At 61.3% G+C, this 21706-nt stretch carries 24 protein-coding genes; 9 read left to right on the forward strand and 15 right to left on the reverse strand.

Annotated features, from left to right (window positions below; genetic code table 11):
• Positions 1–3: 3 nt before the first annotated feature.
• Together AC2FML_RS17175 and AC2FML_RS17180 are read right to left on the reverse strand one after the other, a co-directional pair.
• Complete coding sequence (locus AC2FML_RS17175; protein ID WP_170361560.1) at positions 4–1716, reverse strand: sensor histidine kinase; 1713 nt, start codon at positions 1714–1716, stop codon at positions 4–6.
• Between the two features lie 35 nt (positions 1717–1751).
• Complete coding sequence (locus AC2FML_RS17180; protein ID WP_170342637.1) at positions 1752–2456, reverse strand: response regulator transcription factor; 705 nt, start codon at positions 2454–2456, stop codon at positions 1752–1754.
• A gap of 346 nt (positions 2457–2802) precedes the next feature.
• Between AC2FML_RS17180 and AC2FML_RS17185 the strand changes: the two genes are divergently transcribed.
• The 3 genes from AC2FML_RS17185 to AC2FML_RS17195 all read left to right on the forward strand — a co-directional run bounded on the left by AC2FML_RS17185 (position 2803) and on the right by AC2FML_RS17195 (position 5642).
• Positions 2803–4401 carry a phosphoenolpyruvate carboxykinase gene (locus AC2FML_RS17185; protein ID WP_170372751.1) on the forward strand — a complete coding sequence of 533 codons (1599 nt, stop codon included), beginning with the start codon at positions 2803–2805 and terminating at the stop codon, positions 4399–4401.
• 375 nt (positions 4402–4776) lie between these two features.
• On the forward strand, positions 4777–5067 hold the full coding sequence (locus AC2FML_RS17190; RefSeq protein ID WP_170361573.1) for a hypothetical protein: 291 nt from the start codon (positions 4777–4779) through the stop codon (positions 5065–5067).
• A gap of 32 nt (positions 5068–5099) precedes the next feature.
• On the forward strand, positions 5100–5642 hold the full coding sequence (locus tag AC2FML_RS17195; RefSeq protein WP_254430024.1) for a hypothetical protein: 543 nt from the start codon (positions 5100–5102) through the stop codon (positions 5640–5642).
• A gap of 4 nt (positions 5643–5646) precedes the next feature.
• On the opposite strand, the gene AC2FML_RS17200 is transcribed toward AC2FML_RS17195, so the two are convergent.
• Positions 5647–6411 carry a sulfite exporter TauE/SafE family protein gene (locus AC2FML_RS17200; protein ID WP_170434808.1) on the reverse strand — a complete coding sequence of 255 codons (765 nt, stop codon included), beginning with the start codon at positions 6409–6411 and terminating at the stop codon, positions 5647–5649.
• Positions 6412–6555: 144 nt separating this feature from the next.
• Here AC2FML_RS17200 and AC2FML_RS17205 point away from each other — a divergent pair, with 144 nt between their 5' ends.
• The 3 genes from AC2FML_RS17205 to AC2FML_RS17215 all read left to right on the forward strand — a co-directional run bounded on the left by AC2FML_RS17205 (position 6556) and on the right by AC2FML_RS17215 (position 9439).
• A complete protein-coding gene (locus AC2FML_RS17205; protein WP_496783948.1) occupies positions 6556–8247 on the forward strand; it encodes an acyl-CoA dehydrogenase family protein in 1692 nt (563 codons plus the stop codon).
• Positions 8248–8493: 246 nt separating this feature from the next.
• Positions 8494–9021 carry a hypothetical protein gene (locus AC2FML_RS17210; RefSeq protein ID WP_480638252.1) on the forward strand — a complete coding sequence of 176 codons (528 nt, stop codon included), beginning with the start codon at positions 8494–8496 and terminating at the stop codon, positions 9019–9021.
• Positions 9022–9046: 25 nt separating this feature from the next.
• Positions 9047–9439, forward strand: coding sequence for an META domain-containing protein (locus AC2FML_RS17215; RefSeq protein ID WP_480638254.1), 393 nt, complete (start codon positions 9047–9049; stop codon positions 9437–9439).
• Here AC2FML_RS17215 and recO read toward each other — a convergent pair.
• Complete coding sequence (recO, locus tag AC2FML_RS17220) at positions 9423–10148, reverse strand: DNA repair protein RecO (RefSeq protein WP_496783949.1); 726 nt, start codon at positions 10146–10148, stop codon at positions 9423–9425. The two genes, AC2FML_RS17215 and recO, sit on opposite strands and share 17 nt — an antisense overlap.
• Positions 10149–10307: 159 nt before the next feature.
• On the opposite strand from recO, the gene trhA reads away from it, so the two are divergent.
• A complete protein-coding gene (gene trhA / locus AC2FML_RS17225; protein ID WP_496783950.1) occupies positions 10308–10955 on the forward strand; it encodes a PAQR family membrane homeostasis protein TrhA in 648 nt (215 codons plus the stop codon).
• Between the two features lie 7 nt (positions 10956–10962).
• Here the strand turns inward: trhA and AC2FML_RS17230 are convergent, their stop codons facing one another.
• Both AC2FML_RS17230 and era read right to left on the reverse strand, forming a co-directional pair.
• The gene (locus AC2FML_RS17230) at positions 10963–11292 is read right to left on the reverse strand and encodes a DUF1491 family protein (RefSeq protein ID WP_496736574.1); all 330 of its coding nucleotides are present in this window, start codon (positions 11290–11292) and stop codon (positions 10963–10965) included.
• The gene (gene era, locus AC2FML_RS17235) at positions 11289–12197 is read right to left on the reverse strand and encodes a GTPase Era (protein ID WP_170342652.1); all 909 of its coding nucleotides are present in this window, start codon (positions 12195–12197) and stop codon (positions 11289–11291) included. The genes AC2FML_RS17230 and era overlap by 4 nt, the downstream gene beginning before the upstream one ends.
• A gap of 160 nt (positions 12198–12357) precedes the next feature.
• Here era and AC2FML_RS17240 point away from each other — a divergent pair, with 160 nt between their 5' ends.
• On the forward strand, positions 12358–13740 hold the full coding sequence (locus AC2FML_RS17240; RefSeq protein ID WP_496783951.1) for a multicopper oxidase family protein: 1383 nt from the start codon (positions 12358–12360) through the stop codon (positions 13738–13740).
• Positions 13741–13842: 102 nt separating this feature from the next.
• Here AC2FML_RS17240 and rnc read toward each other — a convergent pair whose 3' ends face one another.
• The 9 genes from rnc to folK all read right to left on the reverse strand — a co-directional run bounded on the left by rnc (position 13843) and on the right by folK (position 20946).
• Positions 13843–14523, reverse strand: coding sequence for a ribonuclease III (gene rnc, locus AC2FML_RS17245; protein ID WP_170343425.1), 681 nt, complete (start codon positions 14521–14523; stop codon positions 13843–13845).
• On the reverse strand, positions 14520–15356 hold the full coding sequence (lepB, locus tag AC2FML_RS17250; RefSeq protein ID WP_170361538.1) for a signal peptidase I: 837 nt from the start codon (positions 15354–15356) through the stop codon (positions 14520–14522). Before lepB ends, rnc begins: the two co-directional genes overlap by 4 nt.
• A 32-nt stretch (positions 15357–15388) precedes the next feature.
• A complete protein-coding gene (gene acpS / locus AC2FML_RS17255) occupies positions 15389–15835 on the reverse strand; it encodes a holo-ACP synthase (RefSeq protein WP_093965271.1) in 447 nt (148 codons plus the stop codon).
• A complete protein-coding gene (locus AC2FML_RS17260; RefSeq protein WP_170439874.1) occupies positions 15832–16278 on the reverse strand; it encodes an ABZJ_00895 family protein in 447 nt (148 codons plus the stop codon). The genes acpS and AC2FML_RS17260 overlap by 4 nt, the downstream gene beginning before the upstream one ends.
• A gap of 37 nt (positions 16279–16315) precedes the next feature.
• The gene (locus AC2FML_RS17265; protein WP_170343422.1) at positions 16316–17062 is read right to left on the reverse strand and encodes a pyridoxine 5'-phosphate synthase; all 747 of its coding nucleotides are present in this window, start codon (positions 17060–17062) and stop codon (positions 16316–16318) included.
• Positions 17055–17753 carry a DUF2062 domain-containing protein gene (locus tag AC2FML_RS17270; protein ID WP_170361532.1) on the reverse strand — a complete coding sequence of 233 codons (699 nt, stop codon included), beginning with the start codon at positions 17751–17753 and terminating at the stop codon, positions 17055–17057. Before AC2FML_RS17270 ends, AC2FML_RS17265 begins: the two co-directional genes overlap by 8 nt.
• A gap of 16 nt (positions 17754–17769) precedes the next feature.
• Positions 17770–19902: a RelA/SpoT family protein gene (locus tag AC2FML_RS17275; protein WP_170343420.1), complete on the reverse strand. Its 2133-nt coding sequence runs from the start codon at positions 19900–19902 to the stop codon at positions 17770–17772.
• A 26-nt stretch (positions 19903–19928) separates the two neighbouring features.
• Positions 19929–20282: a DNA-directed RNA polymerase subunit omega gene (gene rpoZ, locus AC2FML_RS17280; RefSeq protein ID WP_170343419.1), complete on the reverse strand. Its 354-nt coding sequence runs from the start codon at positions 20280–20282 to the stop codon at positions 19929–19931.
• Positions 20283–20376: 94 nt separating this feature from the next.
• Positions 20377–20946, reverse strand: coding sequence for a 2-amino-4-hydroxy-6-hydroxymethyldihydropteridine diphosphokinase (folK, locus tag AC2FML_RS17285; protein WP_496735360.1), 570 nt, complete (start codon positions 20944–20946; stop codon positions 20377–20379).
• A 136-nt stretch (positions 20947–21082) separates the two neighbouring features.
• Between folK and AC2FML_RS17290 the strand changes: the two genes are divergently transcribed.
• A complete protein-coding gene (locus tag AC2FML_RS17290) occupies positions 21083–21655 on the forward strand; it encodes a LabA-like NYN domain-containing protein (protein ID WP_093965260.1) in 573 nt (190 codons plus the stop codon).
• Positions 21656–21706: the final 51 nt, after the last annotated feature.

Genomic DNA, 21706 nt, shown 5'->3' on the forward strand with positions numbered 1-21706 from the left:
CGCTTAAAGGGGAAGACCCACGACAAACCGCGCACCTTGCGGGTCCGACGTGATGTCCGCCTCGGTCGGGCGGATGTTCTCGGCCCAGATGACGCCGCCGTGGGCCTCGACAATCTGTTTCGAGATCGCAAGTCCAAGACCCGAGTTGTTGCCGAAATGCTCGGCCGGGCGCTGCGAATAGAAGCGCTTGAACACCTTGGTCAGGGCCTGATCCGGAATACCGGGGCCAGTGTCTTCAACAACAACCAGAACCCGGTTTTCGCGTTGGCGCACCCAAACGCGGATCGCGTCGCTTTCCTCGCAGAAGGAGATGGCATTTGTAATCAGGTTCACGAAAACCTGTGCCAGACGGGCCTCGAGCCCGTTTATGACGATGGGCTTGGACGGCAAATCCGTGATGTAGTCGATCCCCTTCGATCGGGCATCTTCGCCCAGGTACTGACTGATATTGCCGATCAGCTTCAGAAGATCGAAGGGCTGCTCCTGCTCTTTGACCAGTTCAGCGTCCAGGCGGGACGCATTCGAGATGTCGCTGACAAGGCGGTCCAATCGGCGGACATCGTGCTCAATAACGCCCAACAATTTCTCGCGCTGATCGTCACGCTTGACCATTCGCAGCGTACCGACGGCCGATTGCAGGCTGGCCAAGGGGTTCTTGATTTCATGCGCGACGTCAGCCGCGAACTGTTCGTTGGCGTCTATCCGGTTGTAGAGCGCCGTCACCATTCCCCGCAGCGCACGGCTAAGCCGACCAATCTCGTCCGGGCGGGCGCTCAGGTCGGGGATGCGGATACGGCCGGGATTGACCCCAGTGCCGCGGTCCTTGCCCATTTCCGCCGCGGCGGCCAGATCCGCCAGCGGGTTCGCGATGGTCGAGGCCAGCACAAGGCTGAGACCCACCGAGACCAGCAGGGCAACGACAAACATCTGTAGAATGCGCTCCTGCTCTTTTCGAGCCAGTGCATCGATTTCTCCGGCGGGGCCAGCCATTGCGACAGCCCCCACAGGGGCGCCATCCAGAACGATTGGCGACGCCGCCACAATCACGGTGTCTCCGGCCGCATCAGACACGGCGTGAACCTGCATGTGGCCGTCCAGCGCGTTTGGTATGATGTCCTGAACCCGCTGTGCCAGCGTCGGCGCCTCGGTTTCAGATCCGGTGGTGAAAACCGAATACAGACCATTCCAGACGGCGGTCAGGGCATCAGAGATCAATGTGCTGCCGGTCGGAACATCCGCCTCGGCCTGAATCAGGCCCGGCAATTCCGACACGGTCGAGGAACCCCGTGTCCAGCCGATCAACGTGCCGGTGCTGTCATAGACGAAGACTTCGCCGCCTTCGGGGATGCTCAGCCCGGCAAGTGTCGCCTTGACGTTCAGGTCAGAAGCGTCCCGCGATCCGGCAACCTGGCGCAGCTGGGCCTCGAAGACGTTGCTGACCAGTTGCGCATCGCCGATCAGGTTCCGCGCCGTTTGCTGGACCCTCTCTTTTCGGGTGTCATCCAGATACAGCAGCCCTGCGACCAGGATCACCAAAGCAATCAGGTTGAACGTGATGATCTTGCGCGCCAGCGGCGAGTTGCGCAGCGTGAACAGAGTACGCCGCGATCGCCGCGCGCGCAGCTCGGCCGACTCGGGGTCTTGCGGGATGACCCAATCATCGCCCAGAACGACGTCACCGTCGCGCAACTCGCTGGATTGCTCGGTGTCACGCACGAAACAAATTCACCTTTGCAGAAAGCCGGCCCGGCTTATTCCTCGTTGTAACGGTACCCGATACCGTACAGCGTTTCGATAGCCGAAAACTCGGGATCAGCCGCACGCATCTTCTTGCGCAGACGCTTGATGTGGCTGTCGATGGTCCGGTCGTCGACATAGACCTGATCGTCATATGCGACATCCATCAGCTGATCGCGGCTTTTGACGAAGCCGGGGCGTTGCGCCAAGGCCTGCAGCAGCAGGAATTCCGTGACCGTCAGCGAAACATCGGTCCCCTTCCAGCTGACCGCGTGACGCAGGGGGTCCATGCGCAGATCGCCGCGCTCCATCACCTTTGCGTCCCCGGTGGTTGCAGCCGACGCATCCCCGTCGGTCGCTTCCTGACGGCGCAGCAGTGCACGGATGCGCTCGACCAGAAGGCGTTGAGAGAATGGCTTTTTCACGTAGTCATCCGCGCCCATCCGCAGGCCCAGAACCTCGTCGATCTCATCGTCTTTGGACGTGAGGAAAATCACCGGCATCTGGGTTTTCTGCCGCAGCCGCTGCAGCAAATCCATGCCGTCCATGCGAGGCATCTTGATGTCCAGAACCGCCATGTCCGGCAGTTTCTTGTTGAACGCATCAAGGGCTGCCTGCCCGTCATTGTAGGTTTCGACCTCGAACCCTTCGGCCTCGAGCGTCATGGATACGGACGTCAGAATGTTCCGATCGTCATCCACCAGTGCAATCTTAGACATAGGGCTGCCCCTTTACCTGCTCACTCACGATGTATTTTTGCTTTTTGTAGGGCATTCTTGGCTTTTTTAAGGCCGCGAATCAATCCGGATGTACGAATCGCGCCACATTGTTCACGATCCTGCGACAAAAAGGTCGTCCTGCGCTTCCGAAAGTGTCCGGGTTTTCCGACCGGAAAATCTTGGTTGCGCTAAACCCGGCCTTGGTTGCGCTAACTGTGCCAAACCGTCCTGTTCATGCCCTAAACGGCCGTGATATGAGGCCCTTATCCGCCGGACTAACCGGCACTACGCCTCATGAGCGCAGACGGCCCCAACCGCCGCAGCGCCGCCACAGGAGAAGACACGAATGACATTTGGACGGGTAAACCCGCAGTTCCGCCTCGAAGATCAAGGCATCGAGGGGCTGGGCAATGTCTATTACAACTTGATGGAGCCGGCGCTGATTCAGAAGGCGCTCAAGCGGAATGAAGGCACGCTGGGCAATGGCGGAGCGTTTCTGGTGTCCACCGGCAAGTTCACGGGCCGGTCACCCAAGGACAAGCACGTCGTCCGGACCGAAAGCGTGGCGGACAGCATCTGGTGGGAAAACAACGCGGAAATGAGCCCCGATGGCTTTGACGCGCTGTACGCCGACATGCTGGCCCATATGAAAGGCAAGGACTACTTCGTTCAGGATCTGGTTGGCGGCGCTGATCCTGCCTATGCGATCAATGTGCGCATGGTTACGGAACTGGCCTGGCACAACCTGTTCATCCGGCACCTGCTGCGTCGCCCGGACCGCGAGGACCTGGACGAATTCATCGCAGATTACACCATCATCAACTGCCCCAGTTTCCAGGCGGACCCGAAAAAGCACGATTGCCGAAGCGAAACGGTGATCGCGCTGAACTTTGACCGCAAATTGATTCTCATCGGCGGCACCGAATACGCGGGCGAGAACAAGAAGTCCGTGTTTACGCTTCTGAACTACCTGCTGCCGGAAAAAGGCGTGATGCCGATGCATTGCTCGGCCAACCATGCGGTGGGCAACCCCGTCGACACCGCCGTTTTCTTCGGCCTGTCCGGCACCGGAAAGACCACGCTTTCGGCTGATCCGGCACGTGTTCTGATCGGCGACGACGAGCACGGCTGGTCGGATCGCGGGACCTTCAACTTCGAAGGCGGATGCTATGCCAAGACCATCAATCTGAGCGCCGAAGCGGAACCCGAGATCTACGCGACCACGTCGAAGTTCGGCACGGTGATCGAGAACATGGTCTTCGATCCCGAGACCCTGAAACTGGATTTCAACGATGACAGCCTGACCGCGAACATGCGGTGCGCCTACCCGCTGGAATACATTTCGAACGCCTCCAAGACGGCGCTGGGCGGGCACCCGAAAAACATCATCATGCTGACCTGTGATGCCTTCGGCGTGCTGCCGCCAATCGCGCGGCTGACCCCGGCGCAGGCGATGTACCACTTCCTGTCGGGCTTCACCTCGAAGGTTGCCGGAACCGAACGCGGCGTGACCGAGCCGCAACCCACCTTCTCGACCTGTTTCGGCGCCCCGTTCATGCCGCGCCGCCCCGAGGAATACGGCAAGCTGCTGCGCGACAAGATCGCCCAGCACGGCGCAACCTGCTGGCTGGTCAATACCGGCTGGACCGGCGGCGCATACGGCGTTGGCAGCCGGATGCCGATCAAGGCCACGCGTGCCCTGCTGACGGCCGCACTGGACGGGTCGCTGGCCGATGCCGAGTATCGCAAGGACGCCAATTTCGGCTTCGACGTTCCGGTGACGGTCCCCGGCGTGCCCGAAGTTCTGTTGGATCCGCGTCGCACATGGGACGATCAGGCCGCTTTCGACAAACAGGCGGAAAAGCTGGTGCACATGTTTGCCGAGAACTTTGAACAGTATTTGCCGTTCATCGACGAAGACATCAAAGCCGTCGCAATCGGCTGAACCGACATGCAGGGGCGCGGTTACGGGCCCCTGCGCGCACAATAACGGGTCCTTGCAGTTGTTTGTTCTTCCTGCAGTTGTAATGTGACATTGGCATGAACAAATTCGTTGCCCGCCTAAAAATCATGCAGTAAATCAAGGACCCATTACAAGGAAATAGCCCGGCGCAAAATGCACCGGGCCGAGACTGAAAAAACCTTTGGGCAGCTCGCGCGCGGACACTCACACTCGCAAGATGAGCAGCCTAATCAAGGCGGTAGTGTATTATCAAGGGGATGAGTGTCAACATGAGATATGCCGTGTGATAGGCGACTATCATGGGTCATTTGACCAAGCGGATATCAACTGGTGGCGCTGGTAAAATCAGGAATGGAAATGACCGAGATCTCGAAACTGGCGGAACTGCGCAAGTTGATGCAGAGCATGGAACGCACGTTGGGGCTCGAAGAGCTTTCTCCGGTAGAGCGTGACATTTATTACGCGGCCGAAGAATTGTCGAAAGACTCGCGCGAAGTCCGGACCTATGGCCTGATCGAGCACACTTTGGTGCAAAGCGTTTCGCGCCCGACCTTCTTCCGCGCCCTCAAGTCGCTGGTACAGAAGGGCTACTTGTCCCAAAGCGGGAACGCCAACCGGGGACGGTATGTCGTCAACGCCCCGCGTTGACCGCTGAGCAATCCTGAAAGAAGCATGACGTGATGCGATCGTGGGCCTCTGACACGTTTTACGCTTCTTTGGCCTATATCGGCGCATCGTTTCTGACATTTTGGGTTTTGATGCCCATGCAGAACGTGTTCTTTCCAGAGTACCCCAGCCGCGCCAGCCTGTTGTTTCTTCCGCACGGCGTGCGGGTCCTTGCGGCGTGGCTCTTGGGGTGGCGTGCGATACTGGCCATGCTGCCCGGTGTCTTTCTGGTTTTCGCGACACTCGGTGGCTCGGACGTTTTTTTGACAAGCCGCCTGTTGGCCATCTTGATTGCGGTCACGACGGCGCCGGCCGTATTCTATTTGTTGAAATGGCTGGGATGGGATCTGTTTCCCGCCGCTGATCGCGCGCCCTGCTGGGCCTGCATCATGGGGGTCGGGGTCATCACGTCAATCCTGGTGTCCGGCCTGACCAACCTGGCTTTTGGCAGCGCGACGGCCGAGTATTTTGCCTTTTTGATCGGCGATCTGTCGGGACTGCTGTTCCTGATGTTCGGACTGTTTTTTGCCTTCCGCTACTTTGAGCGTAAAGGTTGAGCGTTCAACCGAACACCCCCCTGCGCAGCAAGTTCGCACCTGCGATCATCAGAACCAACAAAGTCGCCTTGCGGAACGTGGCCTGATCGATCCGATTATGCATCCGCAAACCCAGCCACATGCCGGCCAAAGCCGGAAGGGTCAGCGCAGCCGAAAACGGCACGGTTTCAGCCCGCAACACGCCTGATCCAATATGCGCCACGACCAGAGCCAAGGCTCCCAAGCCATAGATCACACCCTGAATGCGCAATTGTTCAGATTTGGGGGTATTCAGCGCAGTCAGATAGGCAACGGTCGGAGGTCCCCAAACGCCTGATATGCCGCCAATGAACCCGGTAACCGCACCGACTGCGGCCTCGATCTTCGGCGATTGTTCAGACAGGCTCAGTTTCACGCCCAGCAGTTGGATCGTGGCAAAGAACGTGACGGGAATTCCGATCATCAGAAGGAAAGCCTGCGATGGAACCAAGCTGATCAGCTGAGCGCTCCCCAACAGAAAAACCAGCCCGACGGAAAGAAAGACCCGGAACTGCCGGATGGAAGACATCGCTGCCGCGCGTCCTTCTCTCAAGGCCTGGATCCCGTTCGTCACAACCGTTGGCAGGATCAGCCCGGCCAGCGCAAGCTGGGGCGGCAGCATCATGCTCAGCCCCGAAATCAGGACCATTGGCATGGCGAAGCCGACCATGCCTTTCACCGCTCCGGCCAGAAAGGCGACCGCGAACGCAAGGCAGAGTTCGGGCAGGGACATCAAAGAAAACAGATCCATTGCCCCTACATATCACCGCAGATTTTCTCTGCACCGCAAAATTCGTTACGTAATTTTTGGACCTTTTCGACGCATTTTGTGAATTTTTGTTGCGCTGCAGTTGCAGCATGATATGACCAGACAACCCAGCAAAGGACGTGATTCATGGCCCATGACGGACAAGATATGACGAACATGACTTCTCAGCCGGTTCTGCCTGATCTTCTGACCCTGACGGGGGCCGCGCTGCCGGCGGTTCAGTCCGTCTTTGACCGGGCGCGCGATGCGGTGCGCGAGATGGTCTCGGCCGAAGGCCGAGTCTCGGGCGCTTTGGTCGAGGCGAACCAGACCGCCGCGCATGGGCTGGCCTGGCTGGCCACCTACAATCAGTCGCTGCAGCAGATGCAGAAATGGGCCGAGGCGCTGGACGCCCAGGGCAAGTTCGGCGAGATGGAACAGTTGCTGCACCAGATCGCCTTTGGCGAATATCTGCACCAGGTCGCCGGCGGCATCCCGATGAACCAGGGCGAGGTCGTGCGCCTGCAGGATCTGGGGCTGGGCTGGGATGCGCTGTCGGGCTTTCAATGCGCCGAGGTGCAGACTCTGATGGCACAGGCCAATAGCCAGGCCGCGCGCAGCCGTCTGGTTCAGCTGATGCAAGAGCAATCCGGAGCCACCATGTTCGGCGCCTCGGGCCTTGACGAAGAGCTCGAGATGATCCGCGAGCAGTTCCGCCGCTATGCGCTGGATCGGGTCGAGCCAAACGCCCATGAATGGCACCTCAAGGACGAGCTGATCCCGATGGAAATCATCGAGGAACTGGCCGAGATGGGCGTATTCGGCCTGACCATCCCCGAGGAATACGGCGGGTTCGGCCTGTCCAAGGCGTCGATGTGCGTGGTCTCCGAAGAACTGTCGCGCGGGTATATCGGCGTCGGCAGCCTTGGCACCCGGTCCGAGATCGCGGCCGAGTTGATCATCGCGGGCGGCACCGACGACCAAAAGGCCCAATGGTTGCCCAAGATCGCCAGCGCCGAGATCCTGCCGACGGCCGTGTTCACCGAACCCAACACCGGGTCGGATCTGGGCAGCCTGCGCACCCGCGCTGTCAAGGACGAAAACGGTGACTACAAGATCACCGGCAACAAGACCTGGATCACCCATGCCGCGCGCACCCATGTGATGACGCTGCTGGCGCGCACCGATCCCGAAACCACCGATCACCGGGGCTTGTCGATGTTCTTGGCTGAAAAAACGCCCGGCACCGACGACAACCCCTTCCCGACCCCCGGCATGACCGGCGGCGAAATCGAGGTGCTGGGCTATCGCGGCATGAAGGAATACGAGCTGGCCTTCGACGGCTTCCACGTCAAGGGCGAGAACCTGCTGGGCGGCGAGGAAGGTAAGGGCTTCAAGCAGCTCATGGAAACCTTCGAATCCGCGCGTATCCAGACCGCCGCCCGCGCCATCGGCGTGGCCCAAAGCGCGCTGGACATCGCCATGCAATACGCGCAGGAGCGCAAGCAATTCGGCAAGGCCCTGATCAACTTCCCGCGCGTGTCCGGCAAGCTGGCGATGATGGCGGTCGAGATCATGATCGCGCGCCAACTGACCTATTTCAGCGCCTGGGAGAAGGACAACGGCCACCGCTGCGACCTGGAGGCCGGGATGGCCAAGCTGCTGGGCGCCCGTGTCGCCTGGGCCGCGGCCGACAACGGGTTGCAGATTCACGGCGGCAACGGCTTTGCACTGGAATACAAGATCAGCCGGGTGCTGTGCGACGCCCGCATCCTGAACATCTTTGAAGGTGCCGCCGAGATTCAGGCGCAAGTCATCGCGCGGCGTCTGCTGGCCTGAACGCCCGCCCGTCGCGGTTTCCCCAACTTGACCCGGCCCAGCGCCGGGTCTTTTCTTTTCTGGCAAGCCAAAAGCGCCGAGTGACCAGATCTGCCCTGTTCATTTCACCCAACCGGACCCGCCGGACACATGGGCCGGGAAAATTCCCCCTTGGGTCCTGGTACAGGTTTCGGCTAAGTAGCGGTCGAACCGCATCGTGCTGCGCCGCGGCTACGCAGATGCCGAACCGATCTTTGCGGAGTGACCATGGCGCGCCTACTGATCCTTGTTCTTGGCCTCCTGTTTGCAGGATGCAGCACGCCCTCCGGCTCGACCTCGGGCGATGTTGCCGGTCTGACCCGCGCCATTCAGAACCTCGGCCCCGATGTCGATCCGCAGGAAGCCGCCCGCGCGGCGCAGATCGCCCATGACTATGCGCTGCAGCTGAGGGCCGAATACCGGGTCACCGATCCGGCGATCATCCACAACGCCAAAGTCATCAACGGTTTTCGCGAACGCGGGCTGTGCAATGACTGGGCCGAGGACATGCTCAAGCGGCTGCGGCAAGAGAATTTCCGCACGCTGGACCTGCACTGGATCACCTCGCCGCCGACCCCGTTCCGGATCATCCACCATTCGGCCGCGATCAGCGCCAAGGGCGAGGGGCCCTATGACGCGATCGTTCTGGACGGCTGGCGCAACGGGGGTGACCTGTTCTGGGCCCCGGTGCGCGAGGACACACGCTACAACTGGCGCCCCCGGATGGAGGTGCGCGCCGAACTGCTGGCGCAATGACGCCTAGTCGCGGTAGAAAACCCTCATGCTGCGCCTGAGCCTGATCCTGCCCGCCCTTGCCCTGCTGCAATGCGACCGCGACGAGAGCGTCGCCGCCTACGGCGCGGCCGACCGCACCTGGGTGCTGCAGGAGGTGAACGGCCAGCCCTATGAGGCCAGCGCCCTACTGCGCTTTCCGGAGGAAGGCAAGATTGCCGGCAACGCGCCCTGCAACAGCTACTCGGGCACATTGAACGCGCCCTATCCGTGGTTCGAAATCACCGACCTGTCCGCCACCCGCGCCGCCTGCGCCGGGCTTGAGGCCGAAGGGTTCTATTTCGCCGCGCTGCTGGCGATGACGCAGTCCGAAGTGTCGGGCGACGTGCTGATCCTGCGCAACGAGGACGGGCACGAGATGGTGTTCAAAGCCGCCGAGTGAACTGATCGACAAAGCGGGCACGGGATTCGGGCAGCGGCGTGTGACCCAGCGATGGCGCCACGCAATGCGCCAGGAAATAGCCGGTCGTGCGCAGCCCGGCGGCGATCTCGCCATCCGGGGCAGCCCCCTGCCCGCGCAGCACCGGCGGCAGAGGCAACAGCCGGTCGGCCCATTCCCCGGCGCCTTCGGCGCTGACCGCCCGGCCGGTCTTGGGCGAGACATAGGCCAGCCCCTCGGTGGTGCCGGTCACGGCGCATCGGGTCAGGTCTAGCCCAAAGCCCAGCTCTTCAAGCAGGGCCAGTTCCCAGCGCAGGTAAGCCAGCGGCCAGATCTCGTCCTGGCCCAGCAGATCCATCAGCTGTTCCGTCTGTCGATAGATGCCGGGGTGCGGTTCGCGTTCGGGCAGGCAGAAGGATAGCAGCGCCACGACCGCGTTCAGCCCCGACAGCGCCAGCCGCCCCGAAAACGCCGCCGCCGCGCGCGAGCGCAGCGGTTCGACCTGGAAAGTGCCGATATGTTCCTGCAGCCGCGCCCGCCACAGCACGTCCAACTGCGCGCCGGGCTGCAGGATGGGCCCGATCTTGCGGCTGGCACCCCCGCGCACCACGCCCGCATGGCGGCCATGGGTTTCGGTGAACACCTCGATGATGGCCGCGGTTTCGCCGTGGCGGCGGGCGGTCAGTAGAATGCCATGGTCGCGCCAGTCCATGCGGGGCCCTTGGGTTGCCTTGAGAACGCGTCGGACCGCGACGGTACGGCGCGGCGCGGAAAGAAGCAAATTCAATCGGAAGACGCCGGCTGACGTGCCGGAATTGTGGACTTGGACCCGGGGCGATATTACCCAGAACAGGCAGCCACGAGACCAGACATGACCGACGCGACCTTTCCTAGCATTTCCCCCGCTTTCCGCCGCGCGGACATGACGGTGCATGCGGTGGGCCTGACGGTGATCTTGATTGCGGGCGGCCTGCTGGTGGCAAAGGCGGCAACCCATCTGCAAGGTCCGCTGGTTGCTGCCGTCGTGGTTTACGTCTTGTGTGCGCTGGCGTCGAACCTGGCGTCCTGGGCCTATCACTTTCTACCGCTGCACGAGCGGCGCACACTGCTGCGGCGCATTGATCACGCGGCGATCTACCCCAGCATAACAGGCACCTTCACACCGTTCTTCGTTCTGGCTGGCACGACCTGGACCCTGGGCCTGCTGGTGGTGTGTTGGGCGCTGACAGCGGTGGCAGTTTGGAACAAGATCACCAACGAGACGGTGAAATCACGCTGGTCGACGGCATCCTACCTGGGGTTGGGCGCGCTGGGGCTGCTGGCCTTGCCCGACCTGCGGGGCGTACCAGTGGCAACGTTGTGGTGCATTCTGGCCGGGTCCGGCTGCTATGTGATCGGAACCGCGTTCTACGCCCGCAAGACGCTGCCCTACCGCTATGCGATCTGGCATATCTGGGTGAACCTGGGCGGGATCGCCATGTTCGCGGGCGTCTGGCTGGCGCTGTCGCCTTTGTGGTAAGGCAGCCCTAGTCCAGCCCTTCCTCGTTCAACAGATGCCGGCCTTGCCGGTCTTCGACCTCGATCACCCAGAGATCGGGGTCAAAGCTGCGCTGACGGGCGATGGCCTCGTCCACCTCGACCTCGGGACCTTTGGCCAGTTCGATCCATTTGCGCGCGCCGCTGAGCAGGTCGAAGCTGCGCTGAAAGGCGGTGGCATTGCCGTCAAGCGTGTTGAGCTTGACCAGAACCGCGCCGGCTGTGTCGTCGCCATGGGCTACGACAAAGGCGGGGATCTCGTGCAGGCGCAGCCGGGCTAGGTAGGCGTGGACCCAGAACTCGGCAGTCAGGCGGGTCATGCGTTGCCGTCTTTGAAGTCCAGCCCCATTTCCGAGTAGCGCTCGGCCTCTTCCAGCCAGTTGGGCCGGACCTTCACCTGCAGGAAAAGGTGGACCTTGCGATCAAGGAATTCCTCCAACTCGGCCCGAGCGGCCTGGCTGACGGCCTTGATTGTCTCGCCGCGCTTGCCCAGCACGATGCCCTTGTGGCCGTCGCGCATGACATAGATGACCTGGTCGATCTTGGCCGAACCATCCTTGCGCTCCTCCCAGTTCTCGGTCTCGACCGTCAGCTGATAGGGCAGTTCCTGATGCAGGCGCAGGGTCAGCTTTTCGCGCGTGATCTCGGCCGCGATCATGCGCAGCGGCAGATCGGCGATCTGGTCTTCGGGATAAAGCCAGGGGCCTTCGGGTAGATGCTGTGCCAGCCAGGCACGCAAGTCCTCGACGCCGTGGCCCTTTTCGGCCGAGATCATGAAGGTTTCGGCAAAGGGGAAGCGGTCATTCAGGTCGCGGGTCAGAGACAGCAGCGCGGGGGCTTCGACCCGGTCGATCTTGTTGATCGCCAGCGCCACCTTGCGGCCCTGCGCGATCTCGGACAGGCCATCCAGGATGCGCTCGACGCCTTCGGTGATACCGCGATGTGCTTCGACCATCAGCACGATGATGTCGGCATCGGCCGCGCCGCCCCACGCCGCCGCGACCATCGCGCGGTCAAGCCGGCGGCGGGGTTTGAACAGGCCCGGCGTATCGACGAAGACCAGTTGCGCATCACCCTCCATCGCGACGCCGCGGATCCGGGCACGCGTTGTCTGCACCTTGTGCGTCACGATCGAGACCTTGGCCCCGACCATGCGGTTCAGAAGGGTGGATTTGCCTGCGTTGGGCTCTCCGATCAGGGCGATGAATCCGGCGCGTGTCGTCATTGTGTGGTGATCCTGTTTTCAAGTGCGCATCCCTATCGCAGAAAGGCACAGCGGGCCAGAGGCATTTGTCGCATTGCCGGGCCGGTACGGGAATGGCAGGACAGGCGCACAGGCCAAGCCGATCCCAGCCAGGCCGCGACCCGCATCTTGAGGATCAGGCATGAAACGACGGGAGTTTCTTTTATCGGGCGGCGCCGCAATGGGGGCCGCGGGCTTGGGTGGACTTGCATTCGCGTCCAATAGCTCCGATCAGGCACTGGTGGTTCAAAGCGCCAGCTACATGTTTCGGGACCAGCCTACGCAAGGAATGGTCAGCCTGAGCCCCGACGCTCCGCCGCCCGTCCTTTTTGGACGTCAGGGTGAAGCGATGAGACTGACGGTCAAAAACACTTTGTCCGACTATACCTCGATGCACTGGCACGGGATGCGCATCCGCAATGATATGGACGGCGTGCCTTATCTGACCCAGATGCCGCTGGGACAGAACGAAAGCTTCACCTACGAGTTCACACCCCCAGACGCCGGAACCTACTGGTATCACCCGCATTGCATGACGATGGAGCAGATGGCGCACGGCCTGACCGGAGTGATGGTCATCGCCGAGCCTGAAGACGTCGGATTCGACAGCGAGCAAGTGATCAACCTGCGGGACTTTCGCCTGGGCGAGACGGGGGCATTTCTGCCCGCCTACACTCAGCGGGGCGCGGCCAGAGCCGGAACTTTCGGCAATGTGCAGACCGCGAACTGGCTCCAGCATCCAGTCTATGATCACGCGGCCGGAAGCCTCGTGCGGCTGCGACTTCTCAATTCGGATACGACCCGGATCTACAAGTTGCACCTGACGGGCGGAAACGCGCAGATCATCGCGTGGGACGGTCACCCGGTCACCGTCGAACTGCCGATGCCGAGTGCAGATGATCCCTTGCTGGCGGGCCCCGGTCAGCGTGTAGACTTTGCCGTTGCGATGCCGGACGGCGAAGGGGCACAGGTCGATCTTATGGCCAAACTGCCCGGTCAGCCCATGCGGACGATGGCCAGCCTGCGCTCGGTAGGACAATCCGCGCACCGGGACCTGAGAGAACTGAAGCCTTTGCCGAAGAACCCGGTCGCCCTGCCCGATCTCGGCAACGCTCAGGTGCACGAATTCGTCTTCGGCTGGACGCCAGAAGGTGAACTGCCGGACAATGGGTTCTGCGGGTCTCTTGGATACAATTTCTGGTCGATCAACCGGGTTCCCTGGCCCGGAGATGCTGCCGCGGACGTCGGGCCACTGGCGACGCTGGAACTGGGCAAAAGCTATGTCTTGAGGCTGCGCAATGAATCTCCGAACCTGCATCCGATCCATCTGCACGGGCTGGTCTTTGTGCCGTTGCGATCAAACCTGCGAGAATTGCCGCCGCTGTTGACGGACACCATGCTGCTGTTGAAAGACGAGGTCGTCGAAATCGGGCTGGTCGCAGACAATCCGGGCGACTGGGCCTTTCACTGCCATGTGATCGAACACCAGAAGACTGGGCTGACCGGGTTCTTGCGGGTCGTCTGAGCCGCAAGGTCTAGCCGCCGCAGACGCGGTTCGTGATAGGTGGACAACCCTCACGGACATTCCCGGGCAGATGAAGAGCAGGCAACGCCGCGATCGAAGAGATCAGCTTGTCACACGATCCAGCAGAGCCTGCGCGGCCGCCTGTTCCGCCTGACGTTTGGAGCCGGCGGTTGCCTGGGCCTCGGATCCGTCCTGCAGGCGGGCCGCGATGGTGAAAACAGGGGCGTGATCCGGGCCGCTGCGCGAAATCTCGACATAGGCGGGCGGTTTCTGCCCGCGCGCCTGCGCCCATTCCTGAAGCGATGTCTTGGCATCGCGCGCATCCGCTTCGACCGTGTGGATCCGGTCGCCCCACAGCGACAGGATCACTTTCTGCGCGGCCTCAAAACCGGCATCGCGATAGACCGCAGCGATAACTGCCTCCATGGCGTCGCCCAAAAGCGCCTGCTTGCGGCGCCCGCCCGACAGCATCTCTGACCGGCCCAGCTTCAGAACCGCGCCGATATCGATCTGGCGGGCAACGTCGGCACAGGTTTCCTTGCGCACCAGCGCGTTGAATCGGGGGGCCAGTTGGCCTTCGGTGGCCTTCTGATCGGCCTCGAGCAAAGCGGTGGCCATCACAAGCCCCAGCACACGGTCACCCAGAAACTCGAGCCGCTGGTTGTCCGGACGCGTCGAAGACGAGACCGAACCATGGGTCAGCGCCCGAACCAGTAGTTCGGGATTGGCGAACCTGTGTCCAAGGCGTTTTTCGAACGCCTTCATGTCGGTCGACAGCTTCAATTGACCGCCTTGAAGAACCGGTCACCGCGCCAGGTCCAGAAAAACAGCATCGAACGCCCGGCGGACGAGAACATGATGCGGTCGGCTCGACCGATCAGGTTTTCATAAGGAACGTAGCCGACGCCGCCTGCGACCTGCGGCACGCGGCTGTCACTGGAATTGTCACGGTTGTCGCCCATGAAGAAGTAGTGCCCTTCCGGCACGGTGTAGACACCCGTGTTGTCAGTGCTCTGATTGCCGATATTCAGGATTTCATGCGACACGCCGCCCGACAGCGTTTCGATCATCCGGGTCTTTTCACAGGTGCCGCCGACACCGACCGGGCCATTTTCACAGCGCGGCCGAAGACGTTGAGGCCCTTGCGGCTCGGCGATTTCGGTAAAAGTGCCATCCGGGGTCTGCTTGGCTTCGGTACCGTTGATGTAGACCACGCCATCCTTGATCTGGATCTTGTCTCCGGGCAGGCCGATCAGTCGCTTGATGTAGTCACGCCCCGAAACCGGATGGCGGAACACGATGACGTCGCCCCGCTCGGGCTCGCCGCCCAGCAGTCGGGTATTGTCGCCCCCCATCCAGCCGCAGATGTCCTCGGCATCGACATCGAGGCCGACGCTGGGGATGATCAGACTGGGGCAGGACGCGTAGGAATAGCCATAGGCCATCTTGTTGACGAACAGGAAATCACCGATCAGCAGCGTGGGTTTCATCGACCCCGACGGAATCCAGAACGGCTGAAAGAACAGAGTGCGGAAAACGCCCGCGATCAGCAGGGCATAGACGATGGTCTTGATCGTCTCCCAGATGGCGTTTCCGGATTTGGCTTGCTCGGCCATACTGCTCTCCAGTCCTTGCTCGGCTCGGGGGGTTACATGCGGCGCGGTCGCGGGGGTGTCAAGGCCGCTGCGTCGGGATCACCAAGCGGGCGCGCCTCGATCACCACGAAGGCCTGCGCCCATGGATGATCGTCGGTCAAGGTGACGTGGATGATCGCCTCGTGCCCTTCGGGCGTCATTTCCTTCAGCCGTTCGGCGGCCCAGCCGGTCACATGCATCACGGGCTGACCTGTGCGCAGATTGGTAACTGCCATGTCCTTCCAGGCGATGCCCATACGCAGCCCCGTGCCCAGCGCCTTGGAGCACGCCTCTTTTGCGGCCCAGCGCTTGGCGTAGGTTCCGGCCGTATCCCGCCGGCGCTCGGCCTTGCGCTGCTCGGTCTCGGTGAAGACACGGTTGCGGAACCGGTCACCGAACCGATCGAGCGTGCCCTGAATGCGCTCGATATTCGCAAGATCCGTACCAATGCCGAGTATCATGAGTGCGTCTCTTTCTTTGCCCTTTCAAGAGCCTTGAACGCAGACCGGGCGCCCACCCACAGGAATAGTCGCGAAATGAGAAACGCCACGACAAAGGTGATCGTGAAACCGATCACCAAAAAGTTCACCGGGATACCGGCCAATCCCTCGGACATGCCTGGAACGACAAGAAAGAACAGCCCAGCCATGACCAGGTTAGCCAACATGCCGACGATGCCCATCCATAGTGCGGCGCTCCACATGTCGCCGCTGCCCGGCATGGTCTGGTGCGTCTGAACCTGTCGGTGTCCTTCGAAAGTCGCGGCGGCCAAAAAGGGGATGAACGGCAGGAAACTGCTGGACAAGTCAATTCCGAACACCGCCGAAACGCCAAACAAAACAGCCGGGACCGCGATCGATGTGATCACGAAGACGACAAGAAACCTGGGAGTGTTCAAGCGCATCGGAAGATCCAGAAGAAGGAGGCTTCAAGGCAGTGGCTCATTGGCGCGCCTCATCCATTAGGCGGCGCATTTCCTGAATGGCTGGGGTGAGGCCCCGGAAGATGGACTCGCCGATCAGGAAATGACCAATGTTCAACTCGCGCACTTCGGGAAAGGCGGCAACGGGCTGGACCGTGTCATAGGACAGGCCATGGCCGGCATGCACTTCAAGGCCCAGCGAATGGGCAAAGGTGGACATCTTGCGCAGAGCCTCCAGTTCGCGTTGCGCGTCGTCCACCCGACCCTCGGCATGGGCGTCGCAATAGGCACCAGTGTGCAGCTCGATCACTTCGGCGCCGATGCGGTGGGCGGCCTCGATCTGCTTGGGGTCTGCGGCGATGAAGATCGACACCCGGCAACCGACGTCACGAAGCGGCGCGATGAAATGCGCCAGACGGTTTTCCTCGCGCGCGACTTCCAGGCCACCTTCGGTGGTACGTTCCTCGCGCTTCTCGGGGACGATGCAGACGGCGTGCGGCTTGTGGCGCAGAGCGATCTTCTGCATCTCATCCGTAGCCGCCATTTCAAAGTTCAGCGGAACAGTCAGAACCTCCATCAGCCCGTCGATATCCGCATCCGAGATATGCCGCCGGTCTTCGCGCAGGTGCGCAGTGATGCCGTCGGCCCCGGCCTCTTCGGCAAGCTTTGCGGCGCGAAGCGGGTCGGGATAGGCGCCGCCACGGGCGTTGCGCACGGTGGCAACATGGTCGATATTCACGCCCAGGCGCAGAGGGGTGTCAGACATCCTTCGAATCCTTTTTGTTCGCGTCGCCCGAGCCTATCGGGTTTGGTCGGGGAACGGCAGAGCTTGCTTCGGCCAAGCGTTTGATTTCTTCGAACTTCGCCTTGATCTTTGCGCGGCGGCGCATCTGATAGGTTCGGATCACCGGCAGGCTGATATAGGTGCAGATCACGCCGGCCACGATGCCGGGAATGATGCCGCCAATCATGTAGGGAAAGAACACTTCGTCATAAAATTGCGACAGCCCGTGCCAGTCAGCGACCCGATCGGAAAACATCGCCAGGAAGTTATCCTTGAGGTCCCCCATCGCGCTGGCAAATTTGCCCATCAGCCCCTTGGTGTCGCCCTCTTCGTATTCGGTGCCCAGCAGGAAATGCCCAGTTTGCAGGCAGACCACGCCGATCGGAACGTAGGTTAGCGGGTTGCCGAAAAACGTGCCGCTCAACGCGGCAAGGATGTTGCCGTTCAGCAGCCGGGCCAAGACCGCGGCAACCAGAAAATGAAGGCCGTAGAATGGGGTGAAGGACGCGAACACCCCGGCCCCTACCCCACGGGCAATGCGTTCGGGCGAGTCCGGAAGACGACGGACGCGGTGTTTGACATAGTGGAAGGCGCGGGTCCAACCGCCGCGAGGATAGACCAACTCGGACAGGACCTGGAGTACCGAGCGGCGATCACGGCGCTTGAAAACCACTCCTGATCACCCCTTCTCAGCCAGCTGCGACCGCAGCGCTTGTCATGTCCCGATACCGTTCGACCGCAGCCACGTCACTTTCCGCCTCGAGCATCAGCATCAGCGAATGCAGCTGTTCAAGATCCCGCACCTCGATACTGATAAGCAGACGATAGAAATCTGGCTTCCGGTCCACGAATTCCAGGTTCGAGATATTGGCCTTTTTCTCGCCGATCAATGTGCAAATACGTCCCAGCACGCCGGCGTCGTTGCCGATGGTCAGCTCCAACGTGGCGCCATAAGCGGCCGGGTGCGTGCCGGTATGCCAGTGAAGGTTCACCCACCGTTGCGGCTGATCCTCGAATTCGGCAAGGCGATCGCAATCGATGGAATGCACCACCACGCCCTTGCCCCGAGACGTGATGCCCACGATGCGTTCGCCCGGCAAAGGCTGGCAGCACGGCGCGCGTTCAAACCCCTGCCCCGGCTCAAGCCCGATCACGGCGCGACGCAAGGGGATTGCTTCGCCCTCGTCGCGGGTCAGGTCGGGATAGACCGCGGCCACTACATCATGGGCGGTCAGTTCGGCACTGCCGACGCGGGCCAGCAACTCATCGCTGTTCTTGATGCGCAGGTGTTTGGCGGCGGTTTCCAATGCCTTGTCGGTCGCCTTGCGGCCAACATGTTCGAACCCCGCGCGGACCAGTTCGCGTCCCAGTTTGATGAACCGTTCACGGTCAACCTCGCGCAGGGCGCGGCGGATGGCGGTGCGGGCCTTGCCGGTCACGGCAATCTCAAGCCAGGTCACCTGCGGGGTCTGGCCGTCGGCGGTGATGATGTCGACCGATTGGCCATTCTTGAGCCGCGTCCACAGCGGCACACGGATACCGTCCACCTTGGCTCCGACACAGGCATGGCCGATACGCGTATGGATCGCGTAGGCGAAATCGATCGGGGTCGCCCCGCGCGGCAGTTTCACCACGTCGCCCTTGGGGGTGAAGCAGAAGACCTGGTCCGAATACATCTCGAGCTTCACCGCCTCGAGGAAATCTTCGTGGTCTTCCTCGGTATCGAACTGCTCGGTCAGGTTGGCGATCCACTTGGCCGGATCGACCGCAAAGGGGTTTTCCGTCCGCACACCGTCACGATAGGACCAGTGCGCGGCCACACCTGTCTCGGCGACGTCATGCATCTGACGGGTACGGATCTGCACCTCGACCCGCTTGCCGTCACGGCCCGAGACCGTCGTATGGATCGAGCGGTAACCGTTCGATTTCGGCTGGCTGATATAGTCCTTGAACCGCCCCGGCACCGCGCGCCAGCGCTGGTGTATGGCCCCAAGGGTGCGATAGCAGTCTTCTTCGGTCTGGGTAATGATGCGGAAGCCATAGATGTCGGACAGGCGCGAAAAGCCCTGATCCTTTTCCTGCATCTTGCGCCATATCGAGTAGGGTTTCTTGGCGCGACCAAAGACTTCGGCCTCGATCCCCGCTTTCTCAAGCTCGTGCCGCATGTCGCCGGTGATCCGGTGAATCACGTCGCCGGTTTCGCGCTGCAGCGTGATGAAGCGGCGGATGATCGACTGGCGGCCTTCGGGATTGAGGACGCGGAACGCCAGGTCCTCAAGCTCTTCGCGCATCCACTGCATGCCCATCCGGCCGGCCAGCGGCGCGTAGATGTCCATCGTTTCGCGCGCTTTCTGCACCTGCTTTTCAGGGCGCATTGCCTTGATCGTGCGCATATTGTGCAGGCGGTCGGCCAGCTTGACCAGGATCACCCGCAGGTCCTTGGACATGGCCATGAACAGTTTGCGGAAGTTCTCGGCCTGCTTGGTTTCGCGACTGGAAAGCTGCAGGTTGGTCAGCTTGGTGACACCGTCGACCAGCATCGCCACCTCGTCACCGAACAGTTCGGCGATCTTGGAATAGCTTGCCTTGGTGTCCTCGATCGTGTCGTGCAGCAGCGCGGTGATGATCGTGGCATCGTCTAGGCGCTGCTCGGTCAGAATGGCGGCAACTGCGACGGGATGCGAAAAATAGGGCTCGCCCGAGTGCCGGAACTGCCCTTCATGCATCTGCATTCCGAACTCATAGGCCCGGGCGATGCGATCGGCATTTGTCTTGGGGTTGTAGTTGCGGACCAGCGCAATCAGGTCTTCAACAGAAATCATCCGGTCCGCACCTTCGCTTGCAGGGCTTACCCCTGCCCCTGGGCCTCCATCAGGGCACGCAGGAGTTTCTCTTCGGACATGTCGTCATCTGCCGGCTTGTCCGACTCTGCACCCATCAACAGCGCCATCTGATCTTCTTCGGGCTCGTCGACCTCGATCTGTGTCTGGTTGGCCTCGATCAGACGTTCACGCAGCTCGTCCGCCGTCTGGGTTTCTTCGGCAATCTCGCGCAGAGCCACGACGGGGTTCTTGTCGTTGTCGCGGTCAACGGTGATCGATCCGCCAGTGGAAATCTCGCGCGCACGATGGGCGGCAAGCATCACCAGTTCGAACCGGTTCGGTACCTTGTCTACGCAGTCTTCGACCGTCACGCGGGCCATGAGGCGCTCTCCACAAATGAATCCGTGTCAGGAAGGGGTTTATCTAAGCGCGATTCTCTGCCTTGACAAGCGGGAAATGCCCAGCATTGGCGGCTCAGAGGGGGGTTACGGCGGCAACCTCGTCCGCAGGCAGCTGTCCGATCATTTCCCGGACGGTCAAATCCAGCACCGGATGGCGCCAATCGGGCGCGACGTCAGCCATCGGAACCAGCACGAATGCCCGGTCCTGCAGGCGCGGGTGCGGCACGATCAGTTGTTCGGGCGCGGATCGCACCTGCTGCTCCATCGGCAAATCCAGCCAGCGGCGGTATCCGTCCAGGTCCGGCAGAACGCGGTCGTCCCAGCAGACAAGATCAAGATCAAGTGTGCGCATACCCCAACGCTGAACCCTGGCGCGGCCGAACTCGGCCTCGACCTCGTGCAGCAGGTCCAGAACACCGCGCGGATCCAGTTCCGTCTCGATCACAGCGGCTGCGTTCACGTAGTCCGGGCCGGCGCCCGCAGGGAAGCAGGGGGTCGAAAACAGCCGGCTTTTGGCCCGAATCACCAGCCCCTTGGCCTCCATGACCTCGAGAGCCTGCGCGAGTGTCACCTTGGGCCCGTTTCCTCTCAAGGTGAGATTTGCCCCCAACGCCACGACCACTTTTGACATGGATTTGACCACTTTTATCCCCGTATTCCGTTCAGAGAATACTTGCGATACAGGTCAAATAGCCTATTTTAAAGGCATCAATGCGCGAATTTATTTTTTTCACTCACAGACACCTCCGCGCGTTGAGCGATACCGGAAGGACAAATTAATGTTTTACAAGGACGAACGGCTTGCGCTGTTCATCGACGGCTCGAATCTGTACGCCGCCGCAAAAGCACTGGGGTTTGACATCGATTACAAGTTGCTTCGCCAGGAATTCATGCGTCGAGGCAAGCTTCTCAGAGCCTTCTACTACACAGCGCTGCTAGAAAACGACGAATACTCACCGATCCGTCCGCTTGTCGATTGGCTGCATTACAACGGCTTCACCATGGTGACCAAGCCGGCCAAGGAATACACCGACAGCATGGGGCGCCGTAAGGTCAAGGGGAACATGGACATCGAACTGACCGTCGATGCCATGGAGCTTGCGCCGCGCGTGGATCATATCGTGCTGTTTTCGGGTGATGGGGATTTCCGCCCGCTGATTGCCAGCCTGCAACGTCAGGGCGTGCGCGTGTCGGTCGTCTCGACCATCCGCAGCCAGCCGCCGATGATTTCGGACGAGCTGCGTCGTCAGGCGGACAATTTCATCGAGCTTGACGACCTGCGCGACGTGATCGGACGCCCTCCGCGGGACGTGTCCGATGAACCGCGTACGGTAGCCGTCGCAGGAAAATAAGAACTCCGCCATCCACCACTCACACATGTGGAGCAATCCCGCGGTCAGGAC

The sequence above is a fragment of the Ruegeria sp. BHSC029 genome, from assembly GCF_059613085.1.